We start from the raw sequence: 23349 nt of genomic DNA on the forward strand, positions 1-23349 counted from the left end.
CATCCGCGAGCAACTCGGGGGACACGCATAAATTATCGTGAGGCGGCCTGCGGACTACGCTTACCCCACTTTCCATGTGGGTAACGGAATCGGCAACTGCATCGGCAGAGGCCTTGGGTCGTTGATCGGCCCATAAAAATGCAGGTCGCTCTCAAGGTCTGCCAGGGACCCCACACACAACATGCATTCGCCAGCCGCCGGCGCAGAACTTTCCACATAACGCACCCGGTGGCTGGCCCGGCCCCGGTTGCTGGAATACTGGAGTGTCCGGATGACCCCAGCTATTCGTGGTCCACGTGACTGGCAAAGGCTGGTCCATCTGAATTCGGCCTGAAAAACCCGCCGCTATTTGCGGCCCTGCAGATCAGCGACAGTAACGGCGGCGCGGCCAGCCAGCACCTTCAACGCGTCACCATCAACGCTCAACGATGCCCCCGTGATCACCCAGGGCAATGCGGTGACCGTGGACATGGACGAAGACAGCTCACCCACCGCCTTTGCGCTGACACTGGATGCCAGCGATATTGAGGATGACCTGCTGAGCTGGTCGCTACAGACCCCGGCCAGCGAAGGCACGGCCACCGTCAGCGGCACCGGCGCCAGCCCCGCCATCGATTACCAGCCTGCCCCCGACTACAGCGGCAGCGACAGCTTTGTGGTGCGCGTTGCCGACGGCAACGGCGGCATCACCGACATCACCGTCACCGTGAATATTGCCGGGATCAACGACGCCCCCACCCTGACCGGCCCGGCCAGCATCAGCGCGGTGGAAAACGTGGCGCTCAGCGTGAGCCCCACCACCCTGTCCGACGTGGAAGGTGACACCCTCACCGTCACCGCCAGCGGCCTGCCCGCCTGGGCCAGCGTGAACAGCAGCAGCGGCGAGATCACCGGCACCCCGGGCGCCGACACCGTGGGCCAGGTATCTGCCATCACCCTGACTGCCAGCGATGGGCAGGCGGACAGCACCCTGGAAATGACGATTGAAGTGCTCGCCGATCTGGATGGCGACACCATTGCCGATATCCATGACGATGACATCGATGGCGATGGCATGAGCAACGACTTTGAGACCACCGCCGGACTGGACCCCAGAGATCCCGGGGACGCCGATACCGATCTGGATGGTGACGGCACCAGCAACCTGGACGAGTTCCTCGCCAATAGCGACCCCACCGTGGATGACTATGCGCCGCTGCTGGGCGCGGCCACACCGGTGAGCACGGATTCCACCGGCCTGTTCACCCTAGTGCAGCTGGGCACTTTGGTGGCCAGCGACGGCCGGGACGGTGACATCAACACCACTCCCGACCGGGGCTATTTCGCACCGGGGCAACACCTGGTTGAGCGCAGCGCCACCGACAACGCCGGCAATACCGCCAGCACCGATCAAACCGTCAGCGTGATTCCGCAGATCAGCTTCGGCCCCGACCCGGTCTCCGCCGAAGGCGCCAGCGTCACCCTGCGCGCCTACCTGAACGGCCCGGCCGCCCAGTACCCGGTCACCGTGCCCTATACCCTGAGCGGCAGCGCCGACTCCAGCGACCATGATCTGGTCGAAGGCGACCTGATCATCAACGCCGGCACCGAAGCCAGCCTGGCCCTGCAACTGATCGCCGACGGCAGCAGCGAAGGCAGTGAAAACCTGCAGGTGATCTTCGGCACCCCCAGCAATGCGGTGACCGGCTTCCTCACCTCCCAGACCGTCACCATCCACGAAAGTAATGTGGTGCCGGCGGTTCAGCTGCACGCGGAACAGAACGGTGAGCAGACACGCTGGCTGACCCCGGCCGGTGGCCCGGTCACGGTGACGGCCACCATCGAGGATGCCAACGGCGGCGACAGCCACACCCTGGACTGGTCCGCCACCAGCGGTGCGTTGGTGGATACTGACGGCGACCCGCAAAGCTTCACCTTTGACCCGGCGCTGCTGGGCCCGGGCCAGTACACCCTGGCGGTCACCGTCTCCGATAGCAGCGCTGCGGTGAGCAGCTCGCTGGCATTGCGCCTGCTGGGCGAGGCGCCGGTGCTTGGCCATGATGACAGCGACGGCGACGGTCTGGACGACCCGAGCGAAGGCATTGCCGACACCGACAACGATGGCGTGCCGGATTACCTGGATGCCATCGCCACCGGCAATGTGCTGCAGGGCCAGCCCGCCATCGCCGACCAACACCTGCTGGAAACCGAGCCCGGCCTGCAGCTCAGCCTCGGCGACACCGTTCTGGCAGCCGACAACAGCGCCGCCACGATAAGCGCCCAGGAACTGCTGGATGCCTTCAATGTGTCCCTCGACAGCGGTTTTGACCTTCAAGACGGCAACCGCTTTGTGGACGTGCGCATTGCCGCCCTGGGCGCACCGCAACGCACCGCTTACCTGGTGGTGCCCCAGGCCCGGGCGATCGGGTCCAACGCCAGCTTCCAGCTGTTCGCCAACGGCGGCTGGCACACCGCCGGCAACGTGGCGTCTGCCCCGGGCGCCGAGGGGTACTGCCCCTCCCCCGGCTCCGCCGCATACCGCAGTGGCCTGAACCCGGGCCACTGGTGTGTGCGCGTGGGCATCCGTGACGGCAGCGCCGCAGATGCGGACGGCCAGGCCGATGCAAGGATTGCCGTGCGTGGCGGCGTCGTATCCGTATCCCGCCAGGGTCTGCTGGCCGATCTGCTAGACAGCGGCAGAGGAGGTTCCAGCTCCTCCGGCATCGGCAGCGTCAACCTGGGCGGCCTGCTGCTTCTGCTCGGCATGCTCGGCCTGGCCCGGCGCTATCGGCCAGGGCGGGCTAACTAACCGTTATCCCCTGCAAACAAAAACAGCGGCCTTGGCCGCTGTTTTTTTATCACCGCAAAGTGCGTCGAGGTTATTCGGCGTCACCGGCAAGAAAGGCATCCAGCAACAAGGTGCTGTTGGCCTGCACGGCGGTGGTAATCGCCAGGCCCGGATTGTCGATGCGGAATTTCGGGTTGTGATTGAGCGGCGGCAGTTCGCCGGTACTCATGTATTTCTTCATCACATCCGGGGCGCCACCGCCCACTTCCACAAACAGGGTTTCGGCATCTTCAATGCCCGCCACCAGCATGGGGAAATCCTCGGAGCCCATCATCACCGGCGGAATGCCGGGCATGATCCGTTTTTCCCCAGGGCCGCCACCAACGCTTCATTGGCCTTCGCAGCAAGGGCAGGCTCGTTAATCACCGGCTCCGCATACCCCAGCATGGTCATGGTGGGTTTGCGCTCCTCCGGCACACCCGCAGCAACGGCAATGCCCTGGGTTTCCCGCTCGATGGCATCCAGCATGGTCTGGCGCACGCCCTTGTCGAACCAGCGCAGGTTCAGTTTCAGGGTGCCGGTTTCCGGAATCACGTTATGGGTTTCACCCACCTGCATTGCGCCCACTGTCAGCACCGCCGGGTCCTGGGCCGGGATGTTTCGGCTGACGATGGTCTGGTAGGCCATCACCGCCCGCGCGCCCATGACCACCGGATCAATGGTGCCTTCCGGGCGGGAACCGTGCCGCCAATACCGGTGAGATGCACCGACCAACTACGCCGGCCCCACCGACATTACCGAGATCGACATGGACTCGGTGTATGTGACGCCGACCGGTGGCTCGTTCCCGCCGGTATTCACCAGCGGCGGTACCAGCGCCACCTTCCGGGAAGGCGCCGCTGCCACCCCGGTAGTATTTGCCGCCTCCGGGGTACCGGAACCGGTATTGAGCCAATCCGGCACCCTGCCCGCCGGCGTTACCTGGGACAGCGTCAATTACCGACTCACCGGCACCCCGGCCACCGGCAGCCAGGGCGTCTATCACCCGGTGATTACCGCCACCAACAGCGCCGGTAGCGCAGGCAGATCGTTCACGCTTTTCGTGGAAGGCCCGCCCACCCTTACCAGCGCCAACGCCACCACCTTCTCGGAAGGCCAGGCCAACAGCTTCAGCGTCACCGCAGACGGTTACCCGGCGCCCACCTATTCCGTCACCGCCGGCAGCTTGCCCGATGGCGTCACGCTCAGCAGTAACGGCACCCTCAGTGGCACACCGGTCAACGCCGAGGCCAGCTACCCGATCACCATTACCGCCGATAACGGCGTCAGCCCGGCGGACAGCCAGTCCTTCACGCTTACCGTGAACCGGGCACCCCGGGTCATCGGCTTTACCGTTAACGGCCAGGAAGACACCCCGCTGAATCTGTCAGCCGGCGACTTTACGGTTACCGAACCGGACGGCGAAAACCTGTCTGTTTCCATCGACACCCTGCCCGCCAACGGCACCCTGCTGCAGGCTGGCGTTGCGGTCAGCGCCGGCACCCTGATGCCCCTGGCCGACCTGAATACCCTTTCCTTCATGCCCGATGCCAACTGGCACGGCAGCAGCAGCTTCAACTGGCGGGCCAGCGATGGCACCCTGTTCAGCCCCACCGCCACGGCGACCCTGACCATCGCCAGCGTCAACGACGCACCGGTCATCAGTGAGGGAAGCGACGCCGATTACATCACCGACGAAGACAGCGCCCTGCTGACCACGCTGACTGCCAACGATGTGGAAAGTGATCCGCTGAACTGGAGCGTTTCCAGCGCCGCAGCCAACGGCCAGGTGGAAGTGGCCGGCGGCAATGTGACCTACACCCCCGCCCTGAATTTCAATGGCACGGACAACTTCGCGGTGAGCGTCAGCGACGGTAACGGCGGCGCGGCCAGCCACACCTTCAACGTCACCATCAACCCGCTCAACGATGCCCCCGTGATCACCCAGGGCAATGCGGTGACCGTGGACATGGACGAAGACAGCTCACCCACCGCCTTTGCGCTGACACTGGATGCCAGCGATATTGAGGATGACCTGCTGAGCTGGTCGCTACAGACCCCGGCCAGCGAAGGCACGGCCACCGTCAGCGGCACCGGCGCCAGCCCCGCCATCGATTACCAGCCTGCCCCCGACTACAGCGGCAGCGACAGCTTTGTGGTGCGCGTTGCCGACGGCAACGGCGGCATCACCGACATCACCGTCACCGTGAATATTGCCGGGATCAACGACGCCCCCACCCTGACCGGCCCGGCCAGCATCAGCGCGGTGGAAAACGTGGCGCTCAGCGTGAGCCCCACCACCCTGTCCGACGTGGAAGGTGACACCCTCACCGTCACCGCCAGCGGCCTGCCCGCCTGGGCCAGCGTGAACAGCAGCAGCGGCGAGATCACCGGCACCCCGGGCGCCGACACCGTGGGCCAGGTATCTGCCATCACCCTGACTGCCAGCGATGGGCAGGCGGACAGCACCCTGGAAATGACGATTGAAGTGCTCGCCGATCTGGATGGCGACACCATTGCCGATATCCATGACGATGACATCGATGGCGATGGCATGAGCAACGACTTTGAGACCACCGCCGGACTGGACCCCAGAGATCCCGGGGACGCCGATACCGATCTGGATGGTGACGGCACCAGCAACCTGGACGAGTTCCTCGCCAATAGCGACCCCACCGTGGATGACTATGCGCCGCTGCTGGGCGCGGCCACACCGGTGAGCACGGATTCCACCGGCCTGTTCACCCTAGTGCAGCTGGGCACTTTGGTGGCCAGCGACGGCCGGGACGGTGACATCAACACCACTCCCGACCGGGGCTATTTCGCACCGGGGCAACACCTGGTTGAGCGCAGCGCCACCGACAACGCCGGCAATACCGCCAGCACCGATCAAACCGTCAGCGTGATTCCGCAGATCAGCTTCGGCCCCGACCCGGTCTCCGCCGAAGGCGCCAGCGTCACCCTGCGCGCCTACCTGAACGGCCCGGCCGCCCAGTACCCGGTCACCGTGCCCTATACCCTGAGCGGCAGCGCCGACTCCAGCGACCATGATCTGGTCGAAGGCGACCTGATCATCAACGCCGGCACCGAAGCCAGCCTGGCCCTGCAACTGATCGCCGACGGCAGCAGCGAAGGCAGTGAAAACCTGCAGGTGATCTTCGGCACCCCCAGCAATGCGGTGACCGGCTTCCTCACCTCCCAGACCGTCACCATCCACGAAAGTAATGTGGTGCCGGCGGTTCAGCTGCACGCGGAACAGAACGGTGAGCAGACACGCTGGCTGACCCCGGCCGGTGGCCCGGTCACGGTGACGGCCACCATCGAGGATGCCAACGGCGGCGACAGCCACACCCTGGACTGGTCCGCCACCAGCGGTGCGTTGGTGGATACTGACGGCGACCCGCAAAGCTTCACCTTTGACCCGGCGCTGCTGGGCCCGGGCCAGTACACCCTGGCGGTCACCGTCTCCGATAGCAGCGCTGCGGTGAGCAGCTCGCTGGCATTGCGCCTGCTGGGCGAGGCGCCGGTGCTTGGCCATGATGACAGCGACGGCGACGGTCTGGACGACCCGAGCGAAGGCATTGCCGACACCGACAACGATGGCGTGCCGGATTACCTGGATGCCATCGCCACCGGCAATGTGCTGCAGGGCCAGCCCGCCATCGCCGACCAACACCTGCTGGAAACCGAGCCCGGCCTGCAGCTCAGCCTCGGCGACACCGTTCTGGCAGCCGACAACAGCGCCGCCACGATAAGCGCCCAGGAACTGCTGGATGCCTTCAATGTGTCCCTCGACAGCGGTTTTGACCTTCAAGACGGCAACCGCTTTGTGGACGTGCGCATTGCCGCCCTGGGCGCACCGCAACGCACCGCTTACCTGGTGGTGCCCCAGGCCCGGGCGATCGGGTCCAACGCCAGCTTCCAGCTGTTCGCCAACGGCGGCTGGCACACCGCCGGCAACGTGGCGTCTGCCCCGGGCGCCGAGGGGTACTGCCCCTCCCCCGGCTCCGCCGCATACCGCAGTGGCCTGAACCCGGGCCACTGGTGTGTGCGCGTGGGCATCCGTGACGGCAGCGCCGCAGATGCGGACGGCCAGGCCGATGCAAGGATTGCCGTGCGTGGCGGCGTCGTATCCGTATCCCGCCAGGGTCTGCTGGCCGATCTGCTAGACAGCGGCAGAGGAGGTTCCAGCTCCTCCGGCATCGGCAGCGTCAACCTGGGCGGCCTGCTGCTTCTGCTCGGCATGCTCGGCCTGGCCCGGCGCTATCGGCCAGGGCGGGCTAACTAACCGTTATCCCCTGCAAACAAAAACAGCGGCCTTGGCCGCTGTTTTTTTATCACCGCAAAGTGCGTCGAGGTTATTCGGCGTCACCGGCAAGAAAGGCATCCAGCAACAAGGTGCTGTTGGCCTGCACGGCGGTGGTAATCGCCAGGCCCGGATTGTCGATGCGGAATTTCGGGTTGTGATTGAGCGGCGGCAGTTCGCCGGTACTCATGTATTTCTTCATCACATCCGGGGCGCCACCGCCCACTTCCACAAACAGGGTTTCGGCATCTTCAATGCCCGCCACCAGCATGGGGAAATCCTCGGAGCCCATCACCGGCGGAATGCCGGGCATGATCCGTTTTTTCCCCAGGGCCGCCACCAACGCTTCATTGGCCTTCGCAGCAAGGGCAGGCTCGTTAATCACCGGCTCCGCATACCCCAGCATGGTCATGGTGGGTTTGCGCTCCTCCGGCACACCCGCAGCAACGGCAATGCCCTGGGTTTCCCGCTCGATGGCATCCAGCATGGTCTGGCGCACGCCCTTGTCGAACCAGCGCAGGTTCAGTTTCAGGGTGCCGGTTTCCGGAATCACGTTATGGGTTTCACCCACCTGCATTGCGCCCACTGTCAGCACCGCCGGGTCCTGGGCCGGGATGTTTCGGCTGACGATGGTCTGGTAGGCCATCACCGCCCGCGCGCCCATGACCACCGGATCAATGGTGCCTTCCGGGCGGGAACCGTGGCCGCCAATACCGGTGAGATGCACATCCAGCTGATCGCTGCCGGCCATGCGGCGGCCGGCTTTCACCGCCACCGTGCCCGCCGGCCACACCGGGTACACGTGGGCGGAAATCAGCAGAGACGGCTTGGGCACCTTGTCGTAAAGACCATCGTCCACCATGGCCTGGGCACCGGCGATCAGCTCCTCCGCCGGCTGGCCGACCAGCACCAAAGTGCCGGACCAGGCATCGCGGGTTTCCATCATCACCTTGGCAATGCCCAGCAACCAGGCGGTATGGGAATCATGACCACAGGCATGGGACACATAGCTGGTGCTGCCATCATCCAGCTCCACCTGTTTCTTGCTGGCATAGGACAGGCCGCTCTCCTCTTTCACCGGCAGGGCATCCATGTCGCTGCGGAACATGATCACCGGGCCATCGCCGTTTTTCAGCACCGCGGCGAGGCCGGTTTCCGCAATGCCGGTATGCACCTGGTAACCCAGTTTCTTCAGACGCTTGGCCACCAGCGCGGAGGTATCGTGCAGATCGAAGGCCAGCTCCGGGTTGGCGTGCAACTGGCGGAACACCTTCTCCAGCTCCGGCTGCTGGTCTGCAGCCAGCTTGCCGACCTTTTCGCTCAGCGGTGTGGGAATACCGGCCTGTGCCAGGCCGCAGGCCATCACTGCGCCAGCCAGAAGGCTGCTGCGCAGCCCATTGATAAGTGACATATGCTCTCCCTTTATTTTTTTGGAATACAATTCCAATAATTGACCACAGCAGGGGCAATCGGGTCAAGCAGAGACTTTTCAATCGGGGACACGCATAAATTATTCGCGAGGCGGCCTGCGAACGCCGCTTATCCCACCTTCATGTGGGTAACGGAATCGGTAACTGCATCGGCAGAGGCCTTGAGTCATTGACCGGCCCATAAAAATGCAGGTCGCCCTCAAGATCTGCCAGGGACCCTACACACAACATGCATTCGCCAGCCGCCGGCGCAGAACTTTCCACATAACGCACCCGGTGGCTGGCCCGGCCCCGGTTGCTGGAATACTGGAGTGTCCGGCCGCTATGTCGTGTTTCCTTGTCGCTCTGCTTCATCGTCACTCACTCCACGTAAACGCACACCCCAATCGGGGACACGCACAATTGTTACATCAGGGACAAAGGCAGCGTGATCAGCTCCCAGCGTGGCCCTTGCGCCATTCCCGGGGAGACAGGCCGGTCCAGGCCTTGAAGGCACGGGTGAAATTGGCCGGGTCGCCATAGCCAAGCGCCTCACCAATGCGGCGAATCTCCAGGTCCGGATCCGCCAGCATCTGACAGCTGTCCCTCCGCCGGGCGGCTTCCAGCAGCTGCTGATAACTGTAGCCCTGTTCCTGCAGGCGCCGCCGCAGGGTTCGGGGCGTCAGGTGCAGGCTGTCGGCCAGGGCCTCCGGAGATGGGTACCCGTCCGCGCCCAGGGTCAGGGCCGCACGGGCACGGCGCAGGGTGTCGTCGGCGTCATCCACCAGCGCGCTTTCCCGTTCGCACTGGGCTAGCGCCAGCGTCAGGGCTTCCGGGTTGGCGGTGGGCAGGGGCTGATCCAGCAACGCGATATCTCCCGCCAGGGAAATACCGGCCTGGGGCATGCCGAAACGGACCGTCGGCAGCAGCGCTCGCCAGCGATCAAACCCCGCCGGCTCGTCGCCATACACCCAGATTTCCCGTTGCTCGGGCAGGTGCGGAATCAGAAACTCCATGCCGCGATACATGCTGGTCAGCATGGAGCTCATCAGCATATCGCGCAGGGCATCCGGGGCGGAGAGCTCCAGCACCAGCTCCATGAACAGGCGATCCTCGCTCTCGCTCACCATCAACTGCGCCCCGCGCCCGCGCAGGTGCCAGAAGCGCTCCAGAATGGCGATGGCCTCGCGGGGACTACCGGCACACATCAGGGCATAACCCAGGTTACCGTGGGCGGTGAGAGGCATGCGATCACCGGAGGCAAACCCCAGGCTGCCATTGCCAGTGAGCGAGAGCGCCGCAGCACCCAGCTTCCAGGTTTCCTGCAACGACAACCGCCCGGCCGGATCGTCAATCTGATCGGGGGTAATACCGGCCGCCTGCAATAACTGCTCCCGGGAGGCGCCACTGTCTATGGCCGCTTCCATAAAGGCACGCGGGTAGGTAGCGGACTGATTACGCTGCCGTACCCAGGCCGGAAGCGCTGCCAGTTGCTGTGTGGTTGCTGCCAGGAGTTCGCTTTGCGGCATTTGGCCACCGATGACAAGTACAATGTCCGTGCAGAATCTCACGCCCTCCGCCCATTCACCAGTACCGTATGGGACATATTGAGCAAACACCTCAACGAGGAGTTCTGACATGAATGCTGTGGTCCCTGTTCGCCCGGGCAAGGCAAAGGCTCGCAAAGGCCTCGCCGGCTCCCTGCGAAACCTTGCCGGCAAAACCCCCAAGGACATGATCCCCAAGGTGCGTCGCCCCCAGTTCACCTTCAGCGAGGCCGAAGACCTGCCGCGCTATTGGTGGGACAACGACCCGGTAAAGACCTTGCTGCTGGCTGCCATGTCCGCCAGCTTCCCGCCCGGTGAGCGCTTTTTCATTGATTCGGTGCGTCACTATCAGAGCCAGATCACCGATCCGGAACTGAAGAAAGCCATCAAGGGCTTTATCGGCCAGGAAGCCCACCACTCACGCGAACACGAATTGATGAACGGCTTCCTGCAGGAACGCGGCGTGGATCTGGCGCGGCTGGAGCGTGAAATCCTGGGTTTCATGAATTTGCTGCGCAAACACCTGAGCCCGGAACGCCAGCTCGCCCACACCGTCGCCGTGGAGCACTTTACCGCGCTGATGGCCGAGGAGTTCCTGCTCAAGTACGACGCCCTGGAAGAGATGGACCCGCGCATCGCTCCGATCTGGGCCTGGCATGCCATCGAGGAATCCGAACACAAGGCGGTCGCCTTTGATGTTTACAAGGCCGTGGGCGGCAGCGAATTTGCCCGTGTCACCGAAATGATGGTCGTCAGCGTGCTGTTCCCGGTGTTCTCCGCAGTGCACCTGGTGCAACTGATGAAAGAGGACGGCCAGCTGGGCAATGTGAAATCCTGGCTGGGTGCCGTGAACTACATGTGGGGCCGTCCGGGGGTATTCCGCAAGCTGCTGCCCGCTTACTTCAAGTTCTACAGCCCGAACTTCCACCCGTGGGATCACGACGCCCGGGATCTGGTGGAGAAAGCGAAGAAGAAATGGCTGGGTGACTGGGGTTGAGACCGGCCAGGGACACGCACTCACTGATGCGTGTCCCTTTATTTCCTTTCCTGATTTCTCTCTTCTCTTATTGCTACACCGGCAAAGCGCTGTCAGCAAACCACTGCAGAATAGCCTCGCGCTGACGCTCACTGTGAGGGTGGGCCAGCAAACCCTCCACCAGAAAGGTGCCCACCGTGGCCAGCATGGTCGCGCGTTCCTGCGCCACACCATCCGCTTGCAGGGTATGGATCACCGCCGCCTCCACAAAACGGTGGAACTGGTCATGCCATTCGCGGATCACCGCGGACTGTTCCAGCCGGGCATGCACCGTGGTGACCAGTTCGCGGCTCTGCTCGAATTCCAGCAATGCCCAAGCCATCTTCTCCTTCAGGGGTTTGTTCACGATGGCCGGCAGGCGGACCAGGGTCTGTGACATCTGCCGGTTGAGCACAGCCACCAACAGCTCGTCCTTGCTGGCGTAATACCAGTACAGGGTATTCGGGGCGACCCCCAGCTCTCGGGCAATACGGCCCATGGACGTGCCATCGTAGCCCAGTGACAGGAACAGCCGAGCTGCTGTGCTCTCCAGCTCGTCCTGCTTTACCTTCAGATCAATATCGCGCTTGTTCTTGGCCAAGGGGCCCTCTCCCACAGTCTGTCCGGTCATCTTGTATGGTATTCAAGAATGCTAGTCTTTGCTCTTGAATGCCATACAAGAAACCCGGAGCCCGACCATGGATACCCTGCGACACAGCCCCCAGGACCTGACCTGCGACAGCCAGCGAACCGGTTTTTACTCCGGCGGGACCTGGTGTGCGGCCACCCTGCACCGGCCAGCAAAGGCCTCAGCAGAAACACTGCCAGCGATCCTCATGCTACACGGCTGGGGCGGGATTCAGGATGCGCTAACGGTGTCCTACTATGAGGAATTCACCCGCGCTGGCTACGCAGTGATGACCTTTGATTATCGCGGCTGGGGCGACAGTGCCGGCCTGCCGCGGCACGTGATTTCCGCCCGCCAGCGGGTAGCCGATGGCGACGCTGCCCTGGCCTTCCTGAAAAGCCAGCCGGGCATCGATCCCCATCGCATCGTGCTGTGGGGCTCGTCCTTTGGTGGCGGCCATGTGGTGGAACTGGCCGCCGAACATCCGGAATTGGCCGGGGCCATTGCCCAGGTCCCCATGCTCGATGGCATGGCCGCGGTGCGCGCCGTTCCCTTGCCACGACTGCTGCGCTTTGGGCTGTACGCCATGGCCGACCTGCTCAAGCCAGGCCAGCCGGTCTACCTGCCTGTGGTCAGCGAACCCGGGGCGTTTTCCTCCATGGACCGGGACGATGCCGGCAAGGCACTGCAACTGGCCGAAACCAGCATCGGTCGTCGCTACGATAACCGCATAGCGGCCCGCTCCATGATGACCATGGGCCCCTACCGTCCGTTCAAGCGCCTCAAGGACATCCGTATCCCGACCCTGCTGCTCGGCGCCAGCCAGGATTCCGTCGCCCCCTTTGCGGAAAGCGCCATCCGCAACGTCAACAACCCCAACCTGACCATCGCCAGCATTGACGCCAACCACTTCGAACCCTATTTCGAACCGGCATTCAGCAACGTGATCCGCCAGCAGCTGACGTTCCTGGAAGGGCTCGACGGCTTCATGCAGCCGGTGAACCACAGGCAGAGTGCGTAACGCCACTGCCGAGCTACTGCCGAGGGACACACACCTACTGATGCGTGTCCCTTCTTACGTGCCTTCTTACCCGTAGCTCACACGACGACCGCTACCTGCTACCGCCCTTTTCCACCCTTATTCGTGCCGAGGCAATGTTCATCAAACGCCGGAACTGTCCGCATTCCAGGTGACTGGGGGCCGGACATTTTGCCGCGTGGCGCAGGCCGTCACGCATGGCAGACAGTTTGCGGATGGTGTCATCCAGTTCATCGGCTTTCGCCGACAACATATCCCGATCAATACTTGGCTCGCCGCCGGCATCAAACATCTCGCCGATTTCATCCAGCGTAAATCCCGCTGCCCGCCCCAGGGCAATCAGCGCCAGTTGATCCAGCACCCTGGGTGCAAATATCCGCTTGAGCCCCCGGCGCCCGGTGGAGAGTATCAGCCCTTTCTCTTCGTAATAGCGCAGCGTCGACGCCGGCACGCCGGACTGGCGCACCACTTCGGTAATATCCAACACGACCTTGACCTCAAGCCAGCTTCAAGTTGTACGTTAGCATCAAATCCACCTTGAGGAAGCCCCATGGATAACGTTACGGAGTACCTGGCCAGCATGATCATCGTCGGGATCTGCGCCACCCTGGTCATGGACGCCTGGAGCTGGCTGCGCCAGCCGCTGCTCGGTGTGGCCCCGCCCAACTACGCCATGGTCGGCCGCTGGTTGCTGCACATGGGCCACGGGCAATTCGGCCACTCCGCCATTGCCACTTCGCCCGCCATGCCTGGAGAAAAAGCCGTCGGCTGGCTGGCCCATCATCTGACCGGTCTGGTCTTCGCCGGGATTCTGCTGGGCACCGTGGGACAAGGCTGGATCGACCAGCCCACTCTGGCACCGGCCTTGCTGGTCGGCATCGGCACCGTTGCCGCACCGTTTCTGTTGATGCAACCGGGCATGGGGGCCGGCATTGCCGCCTCGCGCACACCGGCCCCGAACGCCGCCCGCTTACAGAGCCTGCTGACCCATGGGATGTTCGGCGCCGGCCTGTACCTGGGCGGCTGGGTGTCACACGGCTTACTGGGTTGAGTGTAATGGCGATAAAACCGCGCGCGGAAGGGTGGTAACCACTGGCGCGCGCACCCATGTATCCTGTATGCACCTCTACGCCCTGCCCGGTGCTACCCGGCAGGCCAGGACACATCATCAGGAGCACCATGACCACCTTACTGCTGAATCTGCGCCGGGTTCCGGACGACGAGGCCGATGAAGTTCGTGCCTTGCTGGAACAGAACCAGATCCCGTTCTATGAAACCACCCCGAGCATGTGGGGAATTTCCTCCGGTGGTATCTGGCTGACCCAGCCCGAGGACCGGGAACGTGCCAAGGCATTGCTGGCCGACTACCAACAGGAGCGGGCCCGGCTACAGCGGGAAGCCTATGAGGAAGCACAACGGGACGGAACGGCCCCGACGCTGGGAGGGCGACTGCGTGAACAGCCGCTTCGCGTTGTGGGATTGTTCGTGGCGGTACTGGCGCTATTACTGGTAACGCTGCTGCCGTTTCTGACTCTGGGTTAGCGCGCTTTTTCTAATGTGGGAAGCGATGCTCGCATCGCGAATAACGGCGGTTATCCGCTACGCTCAGTGCTTGCGCGCACCCAGCACTTTTCGCCACAGGGGCCGCGGCTTTTCTTTACGCTCTTCATCCATTCGGGAGAGCATCCCGGTAATGGCATCGGACACCTGTTCGCGCAATTTCCAGAGCACCTTGGGGTCACTTTCCTGGCCTTTCAGATGAGCCGTTGAAATGGGCTTGCCGATGGCAAAGCGGAACGGCTCTGCCTTGGGCAGCAGGGTAGGACCGACCCCCTTTACCAGCGGCATGAACAGATCACCGCCGCGCATCAACGAATTGATCTTTTCGTTACCCAGTAACCGTTTGCCAAGCCAGCCATTGGCAAAATCATCACCGTCATAGACGATGTCATAGGCTTCATCACAGCCCAGCGACGCAAAGGGGATAATGTCAAAGCCCTGCTCAATAGCCATGTAGACAAAGCCGGTTCTTTTTTTCCATACCAGCTTGTTGATCTCGTCCCGGCGCTTGGCCACCTCGCGGGCACCGCCCGGAAAAACCAGCACATGCTGACCGCTTTCCATCAGCCGACGGCAGTTCTCACGGGTGCCGGGCACGGCACCAAACCGGGTCACCAGTTTTCCCCAAACCGGCGTCGGGAAGTGAAAGTGATCCCCCAGGGAACGCGGAAATACACCGGTCTGCCGATACAGCTCATAGACAAACAACGGTGAATCCAGCACCCCCATCAGCGCATGGTTACCCACAAACAGGCCCGGCCGTTGCGGATCCACGTTTTCCGCACCTTCCAGTGTCGCTGCGAAATAGCGACGCTGCAGGGCAGTCACCCGGGCCATGGTGCGCAGGGACGGCGGGCGGAAATTTTCGATGGGGATCTCGATATCGGACACGGTTACCTCGGTCTGTTTTCGCTGGTGTCAGCGCCAGGGTGGGCAAGACTAGCATTATACAGGCGGGAGACCATGGCAGGCCCGCCCCTGTCGGCCAGTCGATAAAGGCTTGAAATCCGCGCAAGAAAAGGTAAGGCGTTACCAGCCCTTGTTGGAGCGCCCGGAGCGCCGACAGCCGGCCGATCACTCGGCGCTATCCGCTGCCGCCAATTGCAGCAGGTCGCGGGCGTAAGCATTCACATCAAAGGACTTTTCGTCCTTCAGGGTGACCGCAATATGCGCCGCCAGCACATCTGCCATCTTCCCCAGGGCCTCTTCACGGTCCACACCCTGGCCAATCAGGTCCATGATCACCAGCCCCGCCTCGCGTGGGTGGCCATCGGCAATCTGGTTTTCCACCGCTTCCACCAGCGCTTGCTGCGCGAAATCGTCTTCTGCCTGTTCAAGTTCTTTCATTCGTACTTCCATTATCCAATCGGCGGGAACAACACACTGTGAACCATGATAGCAAAGACCGCGGTGAATCCTGCGGCCTGTGATCACGCATTGCGCAGAATAAGCGCATGGCAGACACAACAGCGCAGCGCGTTTGTTCTGATGGCGGATCGCAGCGTCTTCTTACCGATCTTTCACTCCGGCAAAGGCAATGCCGGCCAGCTCTGCCATTTCCTTGTGCCAGGTGGTCAGATCGTCGCGATTGAACTGATTCAGATGGGTATAGCCACAGGCCCGTGCCATCACCTGCATCAGTTCGGTGGAAGCGGTGAGGAAACGGGCCAGCCGCGCCGCCGCCGTTTCCACCAGCAGGCGCTCCCGCAGGTGCGGTTGCTGGGTCGCAATCCCCACCGGGCAGTTATTGGTATGACAGGCCCGCATGCCCAGACAACCGATGGCCTGCAGGGCACTGTTGGACAACGCCACTGCATCCGCCCCCAGCGCCAGGGCCTTGATAAAGTCCGCCGGCACCCGCAGGCCGCCGGTGATGATCAGGCTGATTTGATCCGCCTGGCAACGATCCAGGTGCGCCCGGGCCCGGGCCAGCGCGGGAATGGTGGGCACGGAAATATTGTCGCGGAACAACAGTGGCGCGGCACCGGTGCCACCACCTCGCCCATCCAGAATCAGGTAATCCACCCCCGCTTCCAGCGCCGCATCAATATCCTTTTCGATATGCTGGGCAGACAACTTGAAACCGATCGGAATTCCGCCGGTGGCTTCGCGCACCTGATTGCCAAAATCCCGAAAATCCGCCGGAGAAGTCCAGTCCGGAAAGCGCGCCGGTGACACGGCGGCCTCCCCTTCGGCCAGGTCCCGCACCTGGGCGATGCGGCCGATGACCTTGCTCCCGGGCAGGTGTCCGCCCGTGCCGGTCTTGGCGGCCTGGCCCCCCTTGAAATGAAAAGCCTGGCAGCGTGCCACCTTGTCCATGGAAAACCCGAAACGGGCCGAAGCCAGTTCGTAGAAATACCGGCTGTTGGCCGCCTGCTCTTCGTCCAGCATGCCACCCTCACCGGAGCAGATACCGGTCCCGGCCTGCTCGGCCCCCAGGGACAAGGCCGTCTTGGCTTCCTGGGACAGGGCACCGAAACTCATGTCCGAGACCATCAGTGGAATATCCAGGGTCAGCGGCCTGGCCGCCGCCGGGCCAATCACCACCTCGGTGCCCACCGGAGCCTCATCCAGCTGCGGCGGGCGATGCAATTGTGCTGTCAGCACCTGGATGTCATCCCAGCGTGGCAGGCTGCGCCCGGGCACGCCCATGGCCGCCATGGGCCCATGGTGTCCGGTCTTTTCCAGGCCGCTGTCGGCCAGCGCATGGATCGCCTTGACGTGGGGCTCATCGTCCGTGCCCTTGAAATCCGCGTAGCTGCCCTGGTAACGATCACGTTGAAACTTCTGCGGATTGGCCTGTTCCCAATCGGCAATTTCCCGGGCATCCACCCAGACGCCGCCTTACTCGATCCAGGCCTGGAATGACTTCAGGTCGGGTCGGCGCCGGGAAGCGACTGCGCGAGTATGCTTTCGCGCTGCGGATTGTTCGTGGCGGTGCTGGCGTCATTACTGGTAACGCTGCTGCCGTTTCTGACTCTGGGTTATACCGAATAGCGCTTCTTTCTACTGTGGAAGCGATGCTCGCACCGCGAATAATCGGCGGTTATCCGCTGCGCCCGCGCTTGCGCGCACCGAGCACTTTCCGCCACAGGGCCGTGGCTCTTCCTTGCGCTCTTCAGCCATGCGGGAAAGCATGGCCGGTAATGGCATCCGAGACCTGTTCGCGCAATTGCCAAGAGCACCGCAGGATCGTTTTCCTGCCTGCAGGTGCGCGGTCGGTATGGGCTTGCCGATGGCAAAGGAAAGGCTCTGCTTTGGGAAGCAAGGTCGGGCCGATGCCTTTACTACATGAACAGATCACCACCGCATCACAGTTGATTCTCTCGTTACCCAGTAACCGCTTGCCAAGCCAGCCATTGGCAAAATCGTCACCGTCATAGACGATGTCGTAGGCCTCATCACAACTCCAGTGACGCAAAGGAATAATAAAATGAACCCCCCTGCTCAATGGCCATGCAGGACGTGTCGGTTCTTTCTTCCACATGTACCTGCCAGCCGGTTGGGATCTCGTCCCGGCGCTTGGCCACTTCCTTCCGCGGGCGCCGCCCGGAAAATACCAGCATGCTGATCAGTTTCATTAGCTGGCGATAGTTTTCACGTAAAAGCTGGTACTGCGCTAAAATGGTGACTAGCTTGCCCCACACCGGTGTCGGGAAGTGGAAGTGATCCCCCAGGGAGCGTGGAAATACACCGGTCTGCCGATACAGTTCGTAGACGAACAGCGGCGAATCCAGTACCCCCATCAGCGCGAGATTCCCTACAAACAGGCCCGGCCTTTGCGGATCCACATTCTCGGCGCCTTCCAGCGTCGCGTCGAAATAGCGGCGCTGCAGGGCGGTCACCCGGGCCATGGTACGCAGGGACGGCGGGCGGAAATTTTCGATGGGGATCTCGATATCGGACACGGTTACCTCGGTCTGTTTTCGCTGGTGTCAGCGCCAGGTGGCGATTCACATTGGTACAGGCGGCGACCATGCAGATCTGCCGTTGACGGTTCAGCGTCGAAAGAGCTTTGAAATCAACGATGGGCACACCCGTGGAGGAGCACCCAGGCAATCACCGACAACAGCTTGCTTCACTGCAGCAGGTCGCGGGCGTAAGCATTCACATCAAAGGACTTTTCGTCCTTCAGGGTGACCGCAATATGCGCCGCCAGCACATCTGGCTATCTCCCAGGGCTTCTTCACGGTCCACACCGGCCAATTCAGGTCCATGATCACCTCAGCCCCGCCTCGCGCGGGGTGGCCATCGGCAATCTGGTTTTCCACCGCTTCACCAGCGCTTGCTGCGCGAAATCGTCTTCTGCCTGTTCAAGTTTTCATATCTGTACTTCCATTATCCAATCGGCGGGAACAACACACTGCAACCATGATAGCAAAGACCGCGGTGAATCCTGCGGCTCAGATCGCCTTGGCCGCAATGTTTTTGGCATGGCAGACACAACAGCGCATGCGCTTTGTTCTGATGGCGGATCGCAGCGTCTTCTTATCGATCTTCATACTCCGGCAAAGGCAATGCCGGCCAGCTCTGCCATTTCCTTGCCAGGTGGTCAGATCAGTCGCGATTGAACTGATTCAGATGGGTAGCCACAGGCCCGTGCCATCACCTGCATCAGTTCGGTGGAAGCGGTGAGAAACGCCAGCCGCGCCGCCGCCGTTTCCACCAGCAGGCGCCCTGCGTGCGCCGCTGGGTCGCAATCCCCACCATGAAATATTATATGACAGGCCCGCATGCCCAGACAACCGGGATGGCCTGCAGGGCACTGCTGGACAACGCCACTGCATCCGCCCCCAGCGCCAGGGCCTTGATAAGTCCGCCGGCACCCGCAGGCCGCCGGTGGTGATGATCAGGCTGGATTTTGATCCGCCTGGCAACGATCCAGGTGCGCCTGGGCCCGGGCCATCGGGATCTGCGCCACCCTGGTCATGGACGCCTGGAGCTGGCTGCGCCAGCCGCTGCTCGGTGTGGCCCCGCCCAACTACGCCATGGTCGGCCGCTGGTTGCTGCACATGGGCCACGGGCAATTCGGCCACTCCGCCATTGCCACTTCGCCCGCCATGCCTGGAGAAAAAGCCGTCGGCTGGCTGGCCCATCATCTGACCGGTCTGGTCTTCGCCGGGATTCTGCTGGGCACCGTGGGACAAGGCTGGATCGACCAGCCCACTCTGGCACCGGCCTTGCTGGTCGGCATCGGCACCGTTGCCGCACCGTTTCTGTTGATGCAACCGGGCATGGGGGCCGGCATTGCCGCCTCGCGCACACCGGCCCCGAACGCCGCCCGCTTACAGAGCCTGCTGACCCATGGGATGTTCGGCGCCGGCCTGTACCTGGGCGGCTGGGTGTCACACGGCTTACTGGGTTGAGTGTAATGGCGATAAAACCGCGCGGAAGGGTGGTAACCCTTGGCGCGCGCACCCATGTATCCTGTATGCACCTCTACGCCCTGCCCGGTGCTACCCGGCAGGCCAGGACACATCATCAGGAGCACCATGACCACCTTACTGCTGAATCTGCGCCGGGTTCCGGACGACGAGGCCGATGAAGTTCGTGCCTTGCTGGAACAGAACCAGATCCCGTTCTATGAAACCACCCCGAGCATGTGGGGAATTTCCTCCGGTGGTATCTGGCTGACCCAGCCCGAGGACCGGGAACGTGCCAAGGCATTGCTGGCCGACTACCAACAGGAGCGGGCCCGGCTACAGCGGGAAGCCTATGAGGAAGCACAACGGGACGGAACGGCCCCGACGCTGGGAGGGCGACTGCGTGAACAGCCGCTTCGCGTTGTGGGATTGTTCGTGGCGGTACTGGCGCTATTACTGGTAACGCTGCTGCCGTTTCTGACTCTGGGTTAGCGCGCTTTTTCTAATGTGGGAAGCGATGCTCGCATCGCGAATAACGGCGGTTATCCGCTACGCTCAGTGCTTGCGCGCACCCAGCACTTTTCGCCACAGGGGCCGCGGCTTTTCTTTACGCTCTTCATCCATTCGGGAGAGCATCCCGGTAATGGCATCGGACACCTGTTCGCGCAATTTCCAGAGCACCTTGGGGTCACTTTCCTGGCCTTTCAGATGAGCCGTTGAAATGGGCTTGCCGATGGCAAAGCGGAACGGCTCTGCCTTGGGCAGCAGGGTAGGACCGACCCCCTTTACCAGCGGCATGAACAGATCACCGCCGCGCATCAACGAATTGATCTTTTCGTTACCCAGTAACCGTTTGCCAAGCCAGCCATTGGCAAAATCATCACCGTCATAGACGATGTCATAGGCTTCATCACAGCCCAGCGACGCAAAGGGGATAATGTCAAAGCCCTGCTCAATAGCCATGTAGACAAAGCCGGTTCTTTTTTTCCATACCAGCTTGTTGATCTCGTCCCGGCGCTTGGCCACCTCGCGGGCACCGCCCGGAAAAACCAGCACATGCTGACCGCTTTCCATCAGCCGACGGCAGTTCTCACGGGTGCCGGGCACGGCACCAAACCGGGTCACCAGTTTTCCCCAAACCGGCGTCGGGAAGTGAAAGTGATCCCCCAGGGAACGCGGAAATACACCGGTCTGCCGATACAGCTCATAGACAAACAACGGTGAATCCAGCACCCCCATCAGCGCATGGTTACCCACAAACAGGCCCGGCCGTTGCGGATCCACGTTTTCCGCACCTTCCAGTGTCGCTGCGAAATAGCGACGCTGCAGGGCAGTCACCCGGGCCATGGTGCGCAGGGACGGCGGGCGGAAATTTTCGATGGGGATCTCGATGTCGGACACGGTTACCTCGGTCTGTATTCGCTGGCGTCATCGCCAGGGTGCGCAAGACTAGCATTATACAGGCTGGATACCATGGCAGGCCCGCCCCTGTCGGCCAGTCGATAAAGGCTTGAAATCCGCGCAAGAAAAGGTAATTGGGGAGGGAGTCGGCGTTACCAGCCTCTTGTTGGAGCGCCCGGAGCCGCCGACAGCCGGCCGATCACTCGGCGCTATCCGCTGCCGCCAGTTGCAACAGATCACGGGCATAGGCGTTCACATCAAAGGGCGTTTCGTCCTTCATGGTGAGTGCAATATGCGCTGCCAGCACATCCGCCATCTTCTCCAGCGCCTCTTCACGGTCCACGCCCTGGCCGATCAGATCCATGATCACCAGCCCCGCCTCACGGGGATGGCCATCGGCGATCTGGTTTTCCACCGCTTCCACCAGTGCCTGCTGCGCGAAATCGTCTTCTGCCTGTTCAAGTTCTTTCATTGATATTCCCGGGAGATCTGAAGTCATGTTTTCGCTTTCCGCACATGATAGCAGAGCCGGCAATCCAGGAACTCAGCCTGCTATCAGCCAATCCGACAGCTTCCCTGCCAGGGAATCCAGAATCGCCTCATGATCCAGTCCGGCCGGTGCCATCAGCACCAGATGCAACAGGCTGCCCGCCGTGGAGGTCGCCATCAGATACAGGGTATGGGGATGGACGTTCATCTGATAATGCTGACGGGTTTTCTGCAAGCCGGTCTGCAACACCTGCTGCAACTCTTTCTGCAACTGCCGGGTGGCCGGCAACTGGTGCAGATAGGGCACCTGAAACACCAGCACCCGCAACAGCTTGCGCTGCCTGCGCATCAGCGAATACAGGGCGCCCAGAAAATGGCGCATGGCCACATGCAGGTCGTTGCGGTTATCGGTCAGATCCAGGCGCTCATGCAGCAGGGAGGTAGTTTCCGCCAGCAGCTCCTCCGTAAGGCGCGCCACCACCGCTTCCTTGCCCGGGAAATACTCATACACCGAACCGATGCTGACCCCGGCCACCTCGGCGATGGCATTGGTGCTCAAGCCCGTGTAACCACTCCGCTCCAGAATCCGAGCACAGGCGCCCACCATGGCCGCCACCGAGGCTTTTGATCGCACCTGTTTCGGCTCTTTTTTCATTTTGAAATCAGAGGTTTGCCATTTTTCTGTGCGCATGGTCCGGGGGCCTGTTCCAGTCAGCAAATCCGAGTTTTTCCGAGTATATGCTCAGATTATAATGACTGCACGACGACACCCACAGCAAACCGCGAGACCCCCATGGCCAACGACATCCAGTTCAGACGCCCCAAAGTCGGCGCCTACTTCAGCCGTTTCCGCAATCACTGGGCCTGGAACGCCAAAAGCCTGCTGACGCCCGGGCAGGCCCTGCGTGATCGAGTGCAGGGAAAAGTGGTACTGCTCACCGGCGCCAGTTCCGGGATCGGGGAAGGCGTGGCAGAGAAACTGGCCGATGCCGGCGCCACCCTGCTGCTGCTGGCCCGTAATGCGGACAAGCTGGAGGCCATTGCCGCTGGTATCAGGAAACGTGGCGGCCGGGCCTTCATCTACCCGGGCGATCTGACCGACATGGAAGAGTGCGACCGCATCTGCCAGCAGGCCCTGGCCGACCATGGCCACGTGGATATCCTGATCAACAACGCGGGCCGCTCCATTCGCCGCTCGATCAAATTCACCGTGAACCGCTTCCACGATTACGAACGCACCATGCAGCTCAATTACTTTGCCGCCCTGCGTCTGGCCATGAACCTGCTGCCTGGCATGGAAGCCCGCGACGAGGGCCATATCATCAATGTGTCCACCGTGGGGGTGCAGGCCAATCCGGCGCGCTTTTCTGCCTATCTGGGTTCCAAGTGGGCGCTGGAGGGCTGGACCTGGGTGGCCGCCAACGAATATGCCCATACCAACCTGCGTTTTTCCTCCATCAACTACCCGCTGGTGCGCACGCCGATGATTGCGCCCACCAAAATCTACGACTACCTGCCGGTCATGTCGCCGGACACCGCGGTGAACTGGTTGCTGGATGTGGTCATCACCCAGAACAAACGCAAGCTGGGCATCTTCGGCAAGGGTGCCCTGGCCATGTATTACCTGCTGCCGAAGACCTCCGAGTCCATCGTCAACCTGAGCTACCAGAGCCTGCTTGAGGCACCGCCGGCGGATTATGTGTCCCGCAAGGCGGATGGGCCAAGTGACAGGAAGGTGGCACCGTTTCGTGCCAGAAAGGACAGGCGCCGGGCCTGATTTTTCTGC

Annotated in this window: 24 protein-coding genes; 9 read left to right on the forward strand and 15 right to left on the reverse strand. The window is 62.2% G+C overall.

Annotated elements, in window-relative coordinates; genetic code table 11:
* Window positions 1-349: 349 nt before the first annotated feature.
* Entirely contained in the window at window positions 350-2788 is a 2439-nt protein-coding gene (locus KZ772_RS10735; RefSeq protein WP_290536572.1) for an Ig-like domain-containing protein, read from the forward strand.
* A gap of 70 nt (window positions 2789-2858) precedes the next feature.
* Here the strand turns inward: KZ772_RS10735 and KZ772_RS10740 are convergent, their stop codons facing one another.
* Both KZ772_RS10740 and KZ772_RS10745 read right to left on the reverse strand, forming a co-directional pair.
* A complete protein-coding gene (locus KZ772_RS10740; RefSeq protein ID WP_290536573.1) occupies window positions 2859-3122 on the reverse strand; it encodes a hypothetical protein in 264 nt (87 codons plus the stop codon).
* Window positions 3101-3541, reverse strand: coding sequence for a hypothetical protein (locus KZ772_RS10745; protein WP_290536574.1), 441 nt, complete (start codon window positions 3539-3541; stop codon window positions 3101-3103). Before KZ772_RS10745 ends, KZ772_RS10740 begins: the two co-directional genes overlap by 22 nt.
* A gap of 34 nt (window positions 3542-3575) precedes the next feature.
* Between KZ772_RS10745 and KZ772_RS10750 the strand changes: the two genes are divergently transcribed.
* A complete protein-coding gene (locus tag KZ772_RS10750) occupies window positions 3576-7094 on the forward strand; it encodes a tandem-95 repeat protein (RefSeq protein ID WP_290536575.1) in 3519 nt (1172 codons plus the stop codon).
* Window positions 7095-7164: 70 nt separating this feature from the next.
* Here KZ772_RS10750 and KZ772_RS10755 read toward each other — a convergent pair whose 3' ends face one another.
* The 3 genes from KZ772_RS10755 to KZ772_RS10765 all read right to left on the reverse strand — a co-directional run bounded on the left by KZ772_RS10755 (window position 7165) and on the right by KZ772_RS10765 (window position 10050).
* Complete coding sequence (locus KZ772_RS10755; RefSeq protein ID WP_290536576.1) at window positions 7165-8523, reverse strand: amidohydrolase; 1359 nt, start codon at window positions 8521-8523, stop codon at window positions 7165-7167.
* A gap of 139 nt (window positions 8524-8662) precedes the next feature.
* A complete protein-coding gene (locus KZ772_RS10760) occupies window positions 8663-8902 on the reverse strand; it encodes a hypothetical protein (protein ID WP_290536577.1) in 240 nt (79 codons plus the stop codon).
* 71 nt (window positions 8903-8973) lie between these two features.
* Window positions 8974-10050 carry an AraC family transcriptional regulator gene (locus tag KZ772_RS10765; protein ID WP_290536578.1) on the reverse strand — a complete coding sequence of 359 codons (1077 nt, stop codon included), beginning with the start codon at window positions 10048-10050 and terminating at the stop codon, window positions 8974-8976.
* Window positions 10051-10159: 109 nt separating this feature from the next.
* Here KZ772_RS10765 and KZ772_RS10770 point away from each other — a divergent pair, with 109 nt between their 5' ends.
* Window positions 10160-11065, forward strand: coding sequence for a metal-dependent hydrolase (locus tag KZ772_RS10770; protein WP_290536579.1), 906 nt, complete (start codon window positions 10160-10162; stop codon window positions 11063-11065).
* A 73-nt stretch (window positions 11066-11138) separates the two neighbouring features.
* Here the strand turns inward: KZ772_RS10770 and KZ772_RS10775 are convergent, their stop codons facing one another.
* Entirely contained in the window at window positions 11139-11684 is a 546-nt protein-coding gene (locus KZ772_RS10775; protein ID WP_290536580.1) for a TetR/AcrR family transcriptional regulator, read from the reverse strand.
* A gap of 97 nt (window positions 11685-11781) precedes the next feature.
* On the opposite strand from KZ772_RS10775, the gene KZ772_RS10780 reads away from it, so the two are divergent.
* Complete coding sequence (locus KZ772_RS10780) at window positions 11782-12732, forward strand: alpha/beta fold hydrolase (protein ID WP_290536581.1); 951 nt, start codon at window positions 11782-11784, stop codon at window positions 12730-12732.
* A gap of 91 nt (window positions 12733-12823) precedes the next feature.
* Here KZ772_RS10780 and KZ772_RS10785 read toward each other — a convergent pair whose 3' ends face one another.
* Window positions 12824-13237 (reverse strand): helix-turn-helix domain-containing protein, encoded by a 414-nt coding sequence (locus tag KZ772_RS10785; RefSeq protein WP_290536582.1) that lies wholly within the window; start codon window positions 13235-13237, stop codon window positions 12824-12826.
* Window positions 13238-13300: 63 nt separating this feature from the next.
* On the opposite strand from KZ772_RS10785, the gene KZ772_RS10790 reads away from it, so the two are divergent.
* Complete coding sequence (locus tag KZ772_RS10790) at window positions 13301-13801, forward strand: DUF2938 domain-containing protein (protein WP_290536583.1); 501 nt, start codon at window positions 13301-13303, stop codon at window positions 13799-13801.
* 128 nt (window positions 13802-13929) lie between these two features.
* The gene (locus tag KZ772_RS10795; protein WP_290536584.1) at window positions 13930-14292 is read left to right on the forward strand and encodes a DUF6164 family protein; all 363 of its coding nucleotides are present in this window, start codon (window positions 13930-13932) and stop codon (window positions 14290-14292) included.
* A gap of 63 nt (window positions 14293-14355) precedes the next feature.
* Here KZ772_RS10795 and KZ772_RS10800 read toward each other — a convergent pair whose 3' ends face one another.
* The 5 genes from KZ772_RS10800 to KZ772_RS10820 all read right to left on the reverse strand — a co-directional run bounded on the left by KZ772_RS10800 (window position 14356) and on the right by KZ772_RS10820 (window position 18218).
* Entirely contained in the window at window positions 14356-15201 is an 846-nt protein-coding gene (locus KZ772_RS10800; RefSeq protein WP_290536585.1) for a lysophospholipid acyltransferase family protein, read from the reverse strand.
* 183 nt (window positions 15202-15384) lie between these two features.
* Complete coding sequence (locus KZ772_RS10805; RefSeq protein WP_290536586.1) at window positions 15385-15657, reverse strand: hypothetical protein; 273 nt, start codon at window positions 15655-15657, stop codon at window positions 15385-15387.
* Between the two features lie 162 nt (window positions 15658-15819).
* Window positions 15820-17142 (reverse strand): FMN-binding glutamate synthase family protein, encoded by a 1323-nt coding sequence (locus KZ772_RS10810; protein ID WP_290536587.1) that lies wholly within the window; start codon window positions 17140-17142, stop codon window positions 15820-15822.
* A 286-nt stretch (window positions 17143-17428) separates the two neighbouring features.
* Window positions 17429-17797, reverse strand: coding sequence for a hypothetical protein (locus KZ772_RS10815; RefSeq protein WP_290536588.1), 369 nt, complete (start codon window positions 17795-17797; stop codon window positions 17429-17431).
* Window positions 17712-18218, reverse strand: a complete 507-nt coding sequence (locus tag KZ772_RS10820) for a hypothetical protein (protein WP_290536589.1) — start codon at window positions 18216-18218, stop codon at window positions 17712-17714. The genes KZ772_RS10815 and KZ772_RS10820 overlap by 86 nt, the downstream gene beginning before the upstream one ends.
* Before the next feature lie 1002 nt (window positions 18219-19220).
* Between KZ772_RS10820 and KZ772_RS10825 the strand changes: the two genes are divergently transcribed.
* Window positions 19221-19676, forward strand: a complete 456-nt coding sequence (locus KZ772_RS10825) for a DUF2938 domain-containing protein (RefSeq protein ID WP_290539472.1) — start codon at window positions 19221-19223, stop codon at window positions 19674-19676.
* A gap of 126 nt (window positions 19677-19802) precedes the next feature.
* The gene (locus KZ772_RS10830; protein WP_290536584.1) at window positions 19803-20165 is read left to right on the forward strand and encodes a DUF6164 family protein; all 363 of its coding nucleotides are present in this window, start codon (window positions 19803-19805) and stop codon (window positions 20163-20165) included.
* 63 nt (window positions 20166-20228) lie between these two features.
* Here KZ772_RS10830 and KZ772_RS10835 read toward each other — a convergent pair whose 3' ends face one another.
* The 3 genes from KZ772_RS10835 to KZ772_RS10845 form a co-directional block, all read right to left on the reverse strand.
* Window positions 20229-21074 carry a lysophospholipid acyltransferase family protein gene (locus KZ772_RS10835; RefSeq protein WP_290536585.1) on the reverse strand — a complete coding sequence of 282 codons (846 nt, stop codon included), beginning with the start codon at window positions 21072-21074 and terminating at the stop codon, window positions 20229-20231.
* A 199-nt stretch (window positions 21075-21273) separates the two neighbouring features.
* The gene (locus KZ772_RS10840; protein ID WP_290536590.1) at window positions 21274-21546 is read right to left on the reverse strand and encodes a hypothetical protein; all 273 of its coding nucleotides are present in this window, start codon (window positions 21544-21546) and stop codon (window positions 21274-21276) included.
* 72 nt (window positions 21547-21618) lie between these two features.
* On the reverse strand, window positions 21619-22218 hold the full coding sequence (locus KZ772_RS10845; RefSeq protein ID WP_290536591.1) for a TetR/AcrR family transcriptional regulator: 600 nt from the start codon (window positions 22216-22218) through the stop codon (window positions 21619-21621).
* A 138-nt stretch (window positions 22219-22356) separates the two neighbouring features.
* Here KZ772_RS10845 and KZ772_RS10850 point away from each other — a divergent pair, with 138 nt between their 5' ends.
* Window positions 22357-23340: an SDR family NAD(P)-dependent oxidoreductase gene (locus KZ772_RS10850; RefSeq protein ID WP_290536592.1), complete on the forward strand. Its 984-nt coding sequence runs from the start codon at window positions 22357-22359 to the stop codon at window positions 23338-23340.
* Window positions 23341-23349 lie beyond the last annotated feature (9 nt).

It is taken from the genome of Alcanivorax sp., from assembly GCF_019431375.1.
GTDB classification, from domain to species: Bacteria; Pseudomonadota; Gammaproteobacteria; order Pseudomonadales; family Alcanivoracaceae; genus Alcanivorax; species Alcanivorax jadensis_A.